9 protein-coding genes are annotated in these 12,018 nt (G+C 59.9%); 5 read left to right on the forward strand and 4 right to left on the reverse strand.

What is annotated here, in order from left to right; all coding sequences use genetic code 11:
- Window positions 1-47: 47 nt before the first annotated feature.
- Window positions 48-2,246, reverse strand: coding sequence for a hypothetical protein (locus WA225_RS00085; protein ID WP_064119773.1), 2,199 nt, complete (start codon window positions 2,244-2,246; stop codon window positions 48-50).
- Between the two features lie 197 nt (window positions 2,247-2,443).
- Here WA225_RS00085 and WA225_RS00090 point away from each other — a divergent pair, with 197 nt between their 5' ends.
- On the forward strand, window positions 2,444-3,340 hold the full coding sequence (locus tag WA225_RS00090; RefSeq protein WP_422606409.1) for an NAD(P)-dependent oxidoreductase: 897 nt from the start codon (window positions 2,444-2,446) through the stop codon (window positions 3,338-3,340).
- Here the strand turns inward: WA225_RS00090 and WA225_RS00095 are convergent.
- Window positions 3,231-5,513, reverse strand: coding sequence for a putative bifunctional diguanylate cyclase/phosphodiesterase (locus WA225_RS00095; protein WP_422606410.1), 2,283 nt, complete (start codon window positions 5,511-5,513; stop codon window positions 3,231-3,233). The two genes, WA225_RS00090 and WA225_RS00095, sit on opposite strands and share 110 nt — an antisense overlap.
- A gap of 148 nt (window positions 5,514-5,661) precedes the next feature.
- Window positions 5,662-6,030 (reverse strand): YkgJ family cysteine cluster protein, encoded by a 369-nt coding sequence (locus WA225_RS00100; protein ID WP_422606411.1) that lies wholly within the window; start codon window positions 6,028-6,030, stop codon window positions 5,662-5,664.
- 301 nt (window positions 6,031-6,331) lie between these two features.
- Here WA225_RS00100 and WA225_RS00105 point away from each other — a divergent pair, with 301 nt between their 5' ends.
- Entirely contained in the window at window positions 6,332-7,681 is a 1,350-nt protein-coding gene (locus WA225_RS00105) for a spinster family MFS transporter (RefSeq protein ID WP_422606412.1), read from the forward strand.
- A gap of 163 nt (window positions 7,682-7,844) precedes the next feature.
- Here the strand turns inward: WA225_RS00105 and rapA are convergent, their stop codons facing one another.
- Complete coding sequence (rapA, locus tag WA225_RS00110) at window positions 7,845-10,691, reverse strand: RNA polymerase-associated protein RapA (protein WP_422606413.1); 2,847 nt, start codon at window positions 10,689-10,691, stop codon at window positions 7,845-7,847.
- A gap of 230 nt (window positions 10,692-10,921) precedes the next feature.
- Between rapA and WA225_RS00115 the strand changes: the two genes are divergently transcribed.
- From WA225_RS00115 to ccoM, 3 genes are all read left to right on the forward strand, one after another.
- The gene (locus tag WA225_RS00115; protein ID WP_003222394.1) at window positions 10,922-11,263 is read left to right on the forward strand and encodes a hypothetical protein; all 342 of its coding nucleotides are present in this window, start codon (window positions 10,922-10,924) and stop codon (window positions 11,261-11,263) included.
- Window positions 11,264-11,360: 97 nt separating this feature from the next.
- Window positions 11,361-11,522: a hypothetical protein gene (locus tag WA225_RS00120; protein ID WP_016771347.1), complete on the forward strand. Its 162-nt coding sequence runs from the start codon at window positions 11,361-11,363 to the stop codon at window positions 11,520-11,522.
- Window positions 11,523-11,667: 145 nt separating this feature from the next.
- Window positions 11,668-11,781, forward strand: a complete 114-nt coding sequence (ccoM, locus tag WA225_RS00125) for a cytochrome c oxidase subunit CcoM (RefSeq protein WP_003222396.1) — start codon at window positions 11,668-11,670, stop codon at window positions 11,779-11,781.
- Window positions 11,782-12,018 lie beyond the last annotated feature (237 nt).

Here is a 12,018-nt window from a genome sequence, read left to right on the forward strand (position 1 = left end):
GATCGTGGGAGCGAGCCTGCTCGCGAAGGCGGCGACTCGGTCTGGCGTCAGACCGTGAACGACTTGCCGGTATGGTTATTCAGCGAAATAACCTTGGTCTTGCCAATCCGGTGACGATAGATCTCGCGCAGGTATTTGATCGACTTCTTCACGCAATCGCGCGACAGGCGAATGTCGTTGATCGAGACAAACTTCTCTTTGTCGTTGATCAGCTCGCGGTACTTCTTCTCGTACATCGGCTTGATCGCGTACCAGTTGGTGTCGAGGATTTTCGCCGGGTTTTCGAACTCGTTGAGCAGGTCGTCGATACGGTCTTCGTCGAACTCTTCGTTGATGATGAAATCGAGGATCGAGTTGTCCAGGGTCTCGTCGAAACGGTACGGGTTCTTCGCGAAGCAGCGCTTGATGAACGCCACGATCAGGGTCAGGAAGTCGTCCGACAGGCACGGGCTCTTGGCGATCAGCGTGGTCAGCGACAGGTTGGCCGAAGCGCCGATCACCAGCGCGTAACGCTTGAGCGTGGTGTTGGGGAACAGGCTGTTGAGGTGAGTCTTCAACCGGTTCAGGTCCATGTACGACAGTTTGTAGTCTTTTGGCAGCGAAACGATCGAGACCACCGACGAGCAGTTCTTGAAGAAGTGCAGGTCGTGCAGTGCCGCAGCGTCGTAGCCGGAATTCTTGTACTGCTCAAGCGAAGCGCGATAACGCTTGGATTCGATCGGCAACAGGCTGATGCCTTCAATCGCTTGCGTGACCTTGTTGAAGTGCGGCAGGTCGATCGAGCGGAAGAACAGGTCGTCGATGTTCAGGCGCTGCGGTTCTTTGTCGAACACCTTGAATTTGTCGCTGCTCGGCGGCGGGGTTTCCGGCACCACCGATTCGGCGTAGGCAATCGCCACCGGGCCGGCCAGACTCATGAACAGGTCGTTGGCGTCGAGGCGAATGGTTTCGCCGATGTCGATGCCGGCGCGGCGGAAGTAGTTCTGGTCGTAGTCAGTGGTGACTGCCTGCGCCGTCAGAATGTTGAAGATCTGCTGCGAGATGTACTGGTTGGCGTGTTTTTCCATCGCATTGACATCAATGTTCTGGATGTTGCCGTCATCGCTTTCTTCGGCGTAACGCATGATGTCGTTGGAGATCAGCATCATCGCGTTCCATGGGCGGATACGGCCCATGACGCTGGCTTCGCTGCTGTCTTCATTGGCGAAGTTGTAAGAGAAATCCCATTCTTCCGAAAGGTATTTGCACAGCAGGCGACCGGCGTTGATGTGCAGCGCCTCGGACATTTCGCTGCGGTGATCGGAAATGTTCGGCAACACGCAGATGCCGCTGGTGAAGATCGGCTCGAACACGAACGAATGACCGCTCTTGCCGTCATGCTCGTCCATCGGCTTGGTGTCGAAGGTCTTGTTCATGTACGAGTGCTGCTGGGCCAGACCGAATTCCGAAGCCATGCCGGAACCGGTACCGCCGCCGGCACTGAAGATCGAGAAGTACAGGCGCGACTGGTTGGCCTTGATGCCGCAGCTGTCGATCAGGTACGAGTGGATCATTTTCCAGTCCGGGCTGGAGAAGCGCTGGGTGTCCTTGTTGAGGATGATCTTCGCCAGGTACTGGCCGAGAATCGGCGCGTTACCGGCGCCGCCGGCGTGGACTTCGGACAAGTCCATGATCTTCATTTTGCTGTAGTCGCGCAGGAAGCCGCTTTTCTCGCCTTTGCGCGAGAAACGGATGCGCCCGGCGATGTCCTTGTCGAGGTCGCCGAGCATCACCAGTGGCTCGACCAGAAACACCGGTTTGGTCGATTTGTTCGGGCCGATGCGCAGGTTGTTCTTGATCCACTGCGCCGGGCTGTAACCCTTGTCGGCCAGTCGGCGATCCGCCGCACGGTCTTCGTTGTTGAATTCGTTGAGGTAGAACTTGCGCGCGTTGTACACCAGCTCCGCGACATCGAGGGCGATGTTGGAGCCGCAGCGACCGAGGCCGATCAGGCACACCGAGGGGAATTCCTGGTCGTTGTGCTGTTCGTTGTCGCCTTCCAGGTGCGGCGGGCGCGGGAACACCAGATCACGCAGGCCGTCGAGGTTATCGAGGATGCGGTCGGTATTGGTTTCGGTGAAGTACAGGTATTGCTGGGTCGACAGCGGGCGTGACGGGACCAATGGCTTGGACGATGACGGGCTGTTGGCGGCGGGGCTCAAAGTCAGATCGGATACCGCAGTGGCGGGATTGTTTTTAGAAGTCATTGTGCGCCATATACCTGGACTGGTTGGCTCGCGAGCCTTTTGCCTGCGAACCTCACGGAATAAGATCTCGCGTCTTTTATTTGCGCGTATTGAGCCCGAGCGTCAGGGTTTTGGCCTGACTGTCGCTGGGGGGAATCCTTTCCTGATCGTTGTTGAATCGGCCATTATTCGGCGATCTTTAATCGAAAAGAGGCAAAATGATGTCAACGCTACCTTCGTTGGGGTTCGCCGGAATCGGTCTGATGGGCCTGCCCATGTGCCGGCGTCTGTTGGCGGCGGGTTATCCGCTGACCGTGTGGAATCGCAACCCGGACAAGTGCGCGCCACTGGTCGACGCCGGCGCCCGGCAGGTAGCGAGCCCCGCCGAACTGTGCAAACACGCCGATGTGCTGATGTTGTGTCTGGCCGATACTGCAGTGGTACGCGAGGTGGTGTTTGGCGCTGGCGGTATCGCCGAAGGGGCGAAAAACGGCCAGTTGCTGGTGGATTTTTCCAGCCTGGAACCGACGGCCACTCGCGAAATGGCCGCCGAACTGCTGGAGAAAACCGGCATGTCCTGGCTGGATTCACCGGTGTCCGGTGGCGTGGTCGGTGCCGAGGCCGGCAGCCTGGCGATCATGGTCGGTGGCGCGGTGGCAGATCTTCAGCGCGTGCATCCGGTGCTGCTCAATCTCGGTCAGCGCGTCACGCACATGGGCGGTGTCGGTGCCGGGCAAGTGACCAAGGCCTGTAACCAGATGATCGTTGCCTGCAATGCGCTGGTCATCGCTGAAGTGGTGGCGCTGGCCGAGCAGGCCGGCGTCGATGCGAGCCTGATCGCCGAAGCGTTGGCCGGTGGTTTTGCCGATTCGAAACCGTTGCAGATCCTCGCCCCGCAAATGGCCGAAAGCCGTTTCGAGCCGATCAAATGGCACGTGCGCACGCTGCTCAAGGACCTCGATACCGCCGTCAAATTCTCTCGCGAACAGGGTTCGGCGACGCCGATCAGCGGATTGGCCGCACAATTGATGCGCCTGCATGGGGCGCAAGGTTATTTGGCGCAGGATCCAGCGACACTGGTGCAAATGTACCGCGCGCCAGCATCAGCGGATTGACCGCGTGTGAATGCTTGCGCTGATTGATTTCTTCCAGCACCGGGCGCAGCTCGTCCAGCGGCACCGGGCGGCTGAGCAAATAACCCTGGATGAAATCGCAGCCGGAGCGTTCCAGAAACTCGTACTGCTCCAGGCTTTCCACGCCTTCGGTCACCACCTGCAAATGCAGGGTGTGGGCCATGACGATGATCGCCTGGACGATCTCCATGTCGGCGGTGGCTTTAGGGATGTCGAGGATGAACGAGCGGTCGATTTTCAGCGTGTTGAGCGGCAGACGCTTGAGGTAGGCCAGCGACGAATAGCCGGTGCCGAAATCATCGATCGACAGTGAGACGCCGAGGGCGCGAATCTGCCGCAGCAGCACCAGCGTGTTGGCGATGTTGCCCATCAAGGCGTTTTCGGTGACCTCCAGTTCCAGCCGTTCCGGCGCTACCCCGGCGCTGCGCAAGGCACTTTCGATTTCAGTGGCCAGTTCTTCCCGGGCGAGATTGAGCGGCGAGCAGTTCCAGGCGATTTTCAGTTCTTCGCAGCCATGCCGCGACAGTTCGCCGAGGTCCTTGCAGGCCCGGCGCAGCACCCAGTTATCCAACTCGGCAATCAGGCCGTTGTTTTCGGCGATGCTGATAAAGCGGTCCGGGGTCAGTAAGCCATGCAGCGGGTGCTGCCAGCGAATCAGCGCTTCAAGCTTGGTCACGCGGCCGGTTTTCAGTTCGAAGATCGGTTGGTAATAGAGGGTCAAGCCGTTTTCTTCGCGCAAGGCGTGGCGCAGTTCTTCCTCCAGTTGCAGCTCGAAACTGGCGCGGGTCTTGAGGTTGGAGCTGAAAAAGTGCAAGCCGTTACGGCCGGCGCCCTTGGACTGATACAGCGCCAGGTCGGCGTGTTTGAGCAGCTCTTCGCACGTCGTGCCGTCTTCCGGAAACAGGCTGATGCCGATGCTGGTGGTCATCACCATGCGGCGTCCGGCCAGTTCGATCGGCTCTTTCATCTTGAGCATGATGCGCTGGGCCATGTTGCGCGCTTCCTCACGCTCACGCAGGCTGATGAGGATGCAGAACTCGTCGCCGCCGAAACGCGCGACCACGTCTTCGTGGCTGCGCACCGAGCCTTTGATGTGCTGGGCGATCACCTTGAGCAGCTCGTCACCGGCGTCATGGCCGAGGCTGTCGTTGATCCGCTTGAAGTGATCGATGTCGAGAAACATCACCGCCAGCTTGCCGCCCTCGCTGGTTTTCTGGCTGAGTTTCTCGGCAAAGATCTGGTTGAAACCGCGCCGGTTGATCAGATTGGTCAACGCGTCATAGTTGGCCACTTGCTGCAGTGACATGCGCGCCTGATCGAGTTGGCTGAGCAGGGCGTTGACCCGACGCAGGTCGTGCTCCTTGTTCTGCAGTTTCTTGTCGGCCAGCGCCGCGCTGATTGCACTGCCCAGAATCAGCAAGGCGATCAGCGCGACAGTCAGGCCCAACTGCATGTGGCTGGCCTTGACCGCCAGCGTCGGCACGCTGCCTTCGGGCAGTATCAGACGCAGGGCGGCCATGCCGGTGAAATGCATGCTGAAAATGCCGGCACCGAGGATCAGTGCTGCGGCGTACTTGAGCATCTGATGCACCAGGCCGCTGCCTTCGCGCAGATAACCCGCCACCCACAACGCGGCGAAACTGGCGCCGATGGCGATCGCAATCGACAGCACGAACAGCGACGGTTGGTAGTACGCGGTGGCGCTTGATTGCATGGCGGCCATGCCAACGTAATGCATGCCGGCGATGCCCAGGCCAATGACGATGGCGGTCTTGAGGTACTGCATCAGGCTCGGTTGCGCTTCGCTCAACGTGTGCATGGCCAGCCACGAGGCGAGCAGGGCGATCAGCAGGGAAAACAGGGTGATGGGCAGGTCGTAGTGGATTTCAATCGGTGCCTGGAATGCCAGCATGCCGATGAAATGCATGGCCCAGATGCCGCCGGCCAGACAGGTCGCGCCGATCCAGCGCCACAGTCGCTGCGAGCGCGGGTCTTCGGCGTGGCCCACTCGCTCAGCCATATCCAGGGTGGCAAAACTCGCGGCGCAGGCGACCAGATAGGCCACCAGCACCAGCAAGGGATTATGTGTGCAATCGAGAATGACCTGCCCGCTCTCCGGCAGCTCGGTAACAAACTGCAAACCAAGCCACTCCATAGCATGCCCCATCTCTGAAGTCGTCCTTACTGCGCGTCAACGCAGGCGAATGACTGGAGTATAGAGGCGGTTTTTGCCGTGGAAGCGGTAGTGGCACATTGGCGCTAATGATTTCGGCATTAGCGTCATAGCGATTGGCGCTAAAGGCTCAAGCGATCTGTTCGAAAGGGATTTGCGCCCAGTCCGGTTGCAGGGGCGGCAAGCCGAAACGCGCGCGGGCCTTATCGCAATCGACGTTCTGTTCGCCGTTTTCCCATGACGATTCGAATTCGCGGCAGGGGCTGGAGCGCAATTCATAAATCGAGCACTTCACCTCGCTGCCGACTTCGCCTTCCAACGCCGTGCAGCGCGGCGATTTGCAGTCGGTGCCGTTCATCGCCACGCGGCTCGGGCTGATCTGTGTGACCAGTTCATCCGGCACTGTGCCGCCGGAGGAGGCGCACTCACCCCAAAAGAACGACACGCGAAAATGGGAACAGCAGGCACCGCAATTCAGACACGGACTGGCTTCGGACATGGACGGGGGTATCAAAGGGATTGATCGGGAGATCCGGACGGATCCGGCGGCTATTCTAGGCTTCGCCACGGACTTGGGAAGGGGGGCGCGAAAGTATTTTTTTGTGGCAGGATTTTGCTGCACAAGCCCCGGTTTTGCGGGGATTGCAGACTTATCAAAGGCTTACGTTTCGTTACAGTGGCATGAGCCGATATCAGGCAGACGAATGATCACAGACAGCTTCCGACGGGCTGACTAGATTGCAGGTTCCGGGCTCGGATGCGTTGGCAGTGAAGCCCTATAACAATAAAGAGACGGACCCATGCAGAACTCGACCCAAGCGGCGAATGCCTGGCGCATTCTGTTCCTGCTGTTCCTCGCCAACCTGTTCAACTTCTTTGATCGCACCATTCCGGCAATCATCATCGAGCCGATCCGCATGGAATGGCATCTCAGTGATTTTCAACTGGGGATCGTCGGCACCGCGTTCACCATTGTTTACGCCATCGCCGGCCTGCCGTTGGGGCGAATGGCCGACACCGGCTCGCGCAGCAAACTGATGGGATGGGGCCTGGCGACCTGGAGCGCGCTGACTGCCGTCAACGGTCTGGTCGGCAGTTTCTGGAGCTTTCTGATCGTGCGCATGGGCATCGGCATCGGCGAGGCCAGTTATGCGCCGGCGGCCAACTCGCTGATCGGTGATTTGTTCCCGGCGCACCGGCGGGCACGGGCGATGGGCATTTTCATGCTCGGTTTGCCGCTGGGGCTGTTGCTGGCGTTCTTCACCATTGGCGCGATGGTCAAGGCATTCGATAGCTGGCGGGCGCCGTTCTTTATTGCTGCGGTGCCAGGGCTGATTCTGGCGATTTTCATGTTCTTCATTAAGGAACCGAAGCGCGGCGCGGCGGAAACCGTGCAGGTTTCCCAGGAGAAGGTCGACAAGCCGATCCGGCGGATTCTGGCGGTACCGACCTTTCTCTGGCTGGTGCTGGCCGGCTTGTGCTTCAACTTCGCCACCTATGCCTGCAACTCGTTTCTGGTGCCGATGCTGCAGCGCTATTTCCTCATGCCGTTGCAGGAAGCGGCGGTGGCCACCGGGATGATCGTCGGTGTGACCGGGCTGGTCGGGTTGACGTTGGGCGGCTGGATTGCCGACAAGATTCACCAGCGAGTGGCCAATGGGCGGCTGTTGTTCGCGGCGTTCAGCCTGATTATTTCGACGCTGTGCACGGCGTGGGCGCTGCATGCCGGGCGTATCGAGATCGGTGTGTTTGTCGCAGTGTTCAGTGTCGGTTGGCTGTTTGCCTACAACTTCTACACCTGTGTTTACACGGCGATTCAGGACGTGGTCGAACCGCGTTTGCGGGCGACGGCGATGGCGTTGTTCTTTGCCGGGTTGTATTTGCTCGGTGGTGGTTTGGGGCCGGTGGTGGTCGGTGGCTTGTCCGATCATTTCGCGCACACGGCGATGTTGTCGGCAGGCGCCGAGCAGATGACCGAGGCGTTCAAGGCTGTGGGGCTGCATGACGCGATGTATTTGATTCCGGTGGCGCTGTTTTTGACGATGGTGTTTCTGTTTCTGGCGGCGCGGTGTTTTGTGCGCGATGCGCAGCGGATGAAGGAGGGGTTGGTAGCTGTCGTTGAGCCAGAAGTTGCAGTAGCGACTGCATAGCCGCCTTCGCGAGCAAGCTCGCTCCCACATGGGAACGCATTCCAAACTGTGGGAGCGAGCTTGCTCGCGAAGGGGCCATCAGCATCAACTAATAAATAACAGGCAACAAAAAAGGCCCGCATCACTGCGGGCCTTGTTGTTTTCAGCGCTGGAGCAGGGCGGTTTAACCCGCCACCAACACCCGAATCGCTTCCAGACGCAACGCCGCTTTATCCAGCATCGCCAGACCCTGCTCACGTTGCGTGCGCAGCGCATCCAGTTCGCTGTCACGTACGGTCGGGTTGACCGCTTGCAACGCGGTCAGCCGCGCCAGTTCTTCGTCGGTGTCGGCCGCCAGACGGCGACGGGCCTCGGCCACGCGCTCGGCGTGACGTGGGGCGATCTTGTCTTCACCGGCGTTGATCCGTGGCGTCAGCTGATCGCGCTGGGCCTGGATGAACTTGTTGGCGCTGGCACGCGGCACGCTTTCCAGCTGGTCGTTCAGGGTTTCAAACGAGACGCGAGCCGACAGGTCGTTGCCGTTGGCATCGAGCAGGCAGCGCAGGGCGGCCGGCGGCAGGTAACGGCCCAGTTGCAGCGAGCGCGGTGCCACCACTTCGCTGACATACAGCAATTCCAGCAACACGGTGCCCGGCTTCAGCGCTTTGTTCTTGATCAGCGCGACGGCGGTGTTGCCCATCGAACCGGACAGCACCAGGTCCATGCCGCCCTGCACCATCGGGTGTTCCCAGGTGATGAACTGCATGTCTTCGCGCGACAGCGCCTGGTTGCGGTCGTAGGTGATGGTCACGCCTTCGTCGTCACCCAGCGGGAAGCTGGCGTCGAGCATCTTCTCGCTCGGCTTGAGGATCAGGGCGTTTTCCGAATGGTCTTCGCTGTCGATGCCGAACGCGTCGAACAGGGTTTCCATGTAGATCGGCAGGGCGAACTGATCGTCTTGCTCAAGGATGTCCTCAACCAGCGCTTCACCTTCGCCAGCGCCACCGGAGTTGAGTTCCAGCAGACGGTCGCGACCGGTGTGCAACTCGGCTTCCAGACGTTCGCGCTCACCGCGCGCTTCGTCGATCAGCGCTTGCCACTCGCTGTCGTCGGCTTCTTCGAGCAGCGGCAGCAGGCGCGGGCCGAACTGATGCTGCAAGGCGTTGCCGGTCGGGCAGGTGTTGAAAAACGCGTTCAGCGCTTCGTGGTACCACTGGAACAGACGCTCTTGCGGGCTGGTTTCCAGGTACGGCACGTGCAGTTCGATGATGTGCTTCTGGCCGATCCGGTCGAGACGACCGATCCGCTGCTCGAGCAGGTCCGGGTGCGACGGCAGATCGAACAGCACCAGGTGATGAGCGAACTGGAAGTTGCGACCTTCACTGCCGATTTCCGAGCAGATCAGCACTTGTGCGCCGAACTCTTCATCGGCGAAGTAAGCGGCGGCGCGGTCACGCTCAAGGATGTTCATGCCTTCGTGGAACACCGTGGCCGGGATGCCGGAGCGCACGCGCAGGGCATCTTCCAGGTCCATCGCGGTTTCGGCGTGGGCGCAGATCACCAGCACTTTGGTGCGCTTGAGCATTTTCAGCTGATCGATCAGCCATTCCACACGCGGGTCGAATTTCCACCAGCGTTCTTCTTCGCTGGCGTCCGGCTGCGCCTGGAAGCTGACTTCCGGGTACAGCTCGGCGTGTTCGCCCAGCGGCAGTTCGAGGTATTCGTCCGGGCACGGCAGCGGGTACGGGTGCAGTTTGCGCTCCGGGAAACCCTGCACGGCGGCGCGGGTATTACGGAACAGCACGCGGCCAGTGCCATGGCGATCGAGCAGTTCACGCACAAGGCGGGCACTGGCTTCGGTGTCGCCATCGTTGACCGCAGTGAGCAAGGCTTCGCCTTCGTTGCCAAGGAAACCCTGAATGGTCTTGTGTGCCTTGGCCGAGAGACGGCCCTTGTCGAGCAGTTCCTGCACGGCTTCGGCCACCGGGCGATAGTTGTCGCTCTCGGCGCGGAAGGCCGCCAGGTCATGAAAACGGTTCGGGTCGAGCAGGCGCAGACGGGCGAAGTGGCTGTCCTGACCGAGTTGTTCCGGGGTCGCGGTGAGCAGCAACACACCCGGGATGGTTTCCGCCAGTTGCTCGACCAGGGTGTATTCCGGGCTGGCCTTTTCTTCGTGCCAGACCAGGTGGTGCGCTTCGTCGACCACCAGCAGATCCCAGCCGGCAGCGAACAGTGCGTCCTGCGCTTTCTCGTCGTCGACCAGCCATTCCAGCGCTACCAGCGCCAGTTGGGTGTCTTCGAACGGGTTGGCGGCATCGCTTTCGATGAAGCGCTCTTCGTCGAACAGCGCAACTTGCAGGTTGAAGCGGCGGCGCATCTCTACCAGCCACTGGTGCTGGAGGTTTTCCGGGACGAGGATCAGCACGCGGTTGGCGCGGCCCGAGAGCAGTTGGCGATGGATCACCAGACCGGCTTCGATGGTTTTACCCAGACCCACCTCGTCCGCCAGCAGTACGCGCGGCGCGATACGGTCGGCGACTTCACGGGCGATGTGCAATTGGTGCGCGATCGGTTGCGCACGCACGCCACCCAGGCCCCAGAGCGACGATTGCAACTGGCGGCTGGTGTGTTCGAGAGTGTTGTAACGCAGCGCAAACCACGCCAGCGGGTCGATCTGCCCGGCAAATAGACGGTCGCTGGCCAGACGGAACTGGATGAAGTTCGACAGCTGGGTTTCCGGCAGGGTGACGGCTTCGTTCTGCCCGTTGAGACCGTGATAGACCATCAGCCCGTCGACATCGTCGACTTGCTGCACGGTCATCTTCCAGCCTTCGAAGTGGGTAATGCTGTCACCCGGCGAGAACCGCACGCGGGTCAGGGGCGCATTCCGTAGCGCGTACTGGCGGGTTTCGCCAGTGGCCGGGTAAAGCACGGTCAACAAGCGGCCGTCCTGTGCCAGAACGGTGCCTAAACCAAGCTCTGCTTCGCTGTCACTGATCCAGCGTTGCCCCGGTTGATACTGCTGCGCCATGCTGCCTGACTCCCACCTTGAAAAAGCGGGCTATCTTAACGGAATGAGGGCTCGAGGCCAAAGGATTAGGAGTCGCACCCGGCTTTTAACTGCACAGGGAAGATTAGGTCATACGTCGGTTTTACCAAGGAGCAGGGCACCTGTGAGTGCCAACCCGGTCACAAGTTTGCGACCGGCGGCTCAAGCCATCATCGCCCACGCCGATAGCCTGCTGACAGGAGACCCCCTATATGTTGCCACCGATGCTCCCCCTGAGCGCTGTGCCGATCACTTCCCAGCAGGATCCGATCCGCCAGCGGCCGGACATTCCTCCGGTGGTGCCGGTGCAGGAAAGCTCCAACGAAAGCACGATCGATCTGCAAAAGCGCGATCCGGAAGAGGATCGGCTACTGGCGCGCGAAGAACAGCGTCGCCAACAGGAGCGTGATCGTCGCCGCCGCGAGGCCGACGAAGACCCGGAAGAACACCTGGCGGTGCCCGGCACCGAACTCAATGCCGACAACACCGTGCCGGTGGTGCCGTTGATGGAAGATCAGCCGCGTCAGGGTTTGTGGGTTGATATCGAGATCTGATCTTCGGCTGGTCAGCGCTGGTGTGACGCTGCATTATTGACGCGGTCCTGCCGGTGACGTGGCAGTTGTGATCCTTTATTGCGATGTACTGAACGCCATGAGCCAAGACGACAAACTGATCGACCTCAGCACTGAGCGCGCCAAGCGTGTGCATGACCTTAATGAGAAGCGCCTGAACGAAGTGCGCCAGGCCTTCGAGCAAGCGATGCCGTTGGGAAAAGCCAAGAAAAAGTCGAAGAACAAGCCGAAAAAGCGTTGATCTCCCCCTGCATCCGTTGATGCAGGTCATTTAGTTTCCCTCCTTTGTCTCCCTTCGTTGCTGGTATTGATCCCGGTCAATTTGTGCGCCTGTGTGTTTGGTAACTTAGTCCCATCGCAGCAGAGCAGGGGCCAGGAGGCCAGTCATGTTTTTCGATAACGTGGTGTTTGCCGGGGTCCTGACTGTAGGTCTCATGGTTCTGTTTTTTGCAGGGTTTGGATTTTTTATCTGGAAGGATGCGAATAAGCGCAAGAAGTGATTCTTCTGGATTGATGAGCACGCAAGGCATTTTGGGGCGACTTCGGTTGCCCCTTTTTTTTGGCTTGGCGGCCTTTGGGCCGACCAGGCTTTGGGTGGTTTTGTGTGTATATCCGTTTTTTCGGGTGTTGCCACTGGCGGTTTCGCCCTGACGGCGACTCACTTTTTTGACAAACGCCTCAAAAAAGTAAGCAAAAAAACGCTTGCTCCTACGTGCGGCCCGCTCGCTGGGGCTCGG

Origin of the sequence: Pseudomonas sp., assembly GCF_049300855.1 — a bacterium.
Classification (GTDB): domain Bacteria; phylum Pseudomonadota; class Gammaproteobacteria; order Pseudomonadales; family Pseudomonadaceae; genus Aquipseudomonas.

Bases quoted from the DNA above. Each gene is read 5' to 3' on its own strand.
- WA225_RS00105 (WP_422606412.1), top strand. From the start codon at position 6,332: ATGCAGAACTCGACCCAAGCGGCGAATGCCTGGCGCATTCTGTTCCTG.
- ccoM (WP_003222396.1), top strand. From the start codon at position 11,668: ATGTTTTTCGATAACGTGGTGTTTGCCGGGGTCCTGACTGTAGGTCTC.
- WA225_RS00120 (WP_016771347.1), top strand. From the start codon at position 11,361: ATGAGCCAAGACGACAAACTGATCGACCTCAGCACTGAGCGCGCCAAG.
- WA225_RS00085 (WP_064119773.1), bottom strand. From the start codon at position 2,246: ATGACTTCTAAAAACAATCCCGCCACTGCGGTATCCGATCTGACTTTG.
- WA225_RS00090 (WP_422606409.1), top strand. From the start codon at position 2,444: ATGATGTCAACGCTACCTTCGTTGGGGTTCGCCGGAATCGGTCTGATG.
- WA225_RS00100 (WP_422606411.1), bottom strand. From the start codon at position 6,030: ATGTCCGAAGCCAGTCCGTGTCTGAATTGCGGTGCCTGCTGTTCCCAT.
- WA225_RS00095 (WP_422606410.1), bottom strand. From the start codon at position 5,513: ATGGAGTGGCTTGGTTTGCAGTTTGTTACCGAGCTGCCGGAGAGCGGG.
- rapA (WP_422606413.1), bottom strand. From the start codon at position 10,691: ATGGCGCAGCAGTATCAACCGGGGCAACGCTGGATCAGTGACAGCGAA.
- WA225_RS00115 (WP_003222394.1), top strand. From the start codon at position 10,922: ATGTTGCCACCGATGCTCCCCCTGAGCGCTGTGCCGATCACTTCCCAG.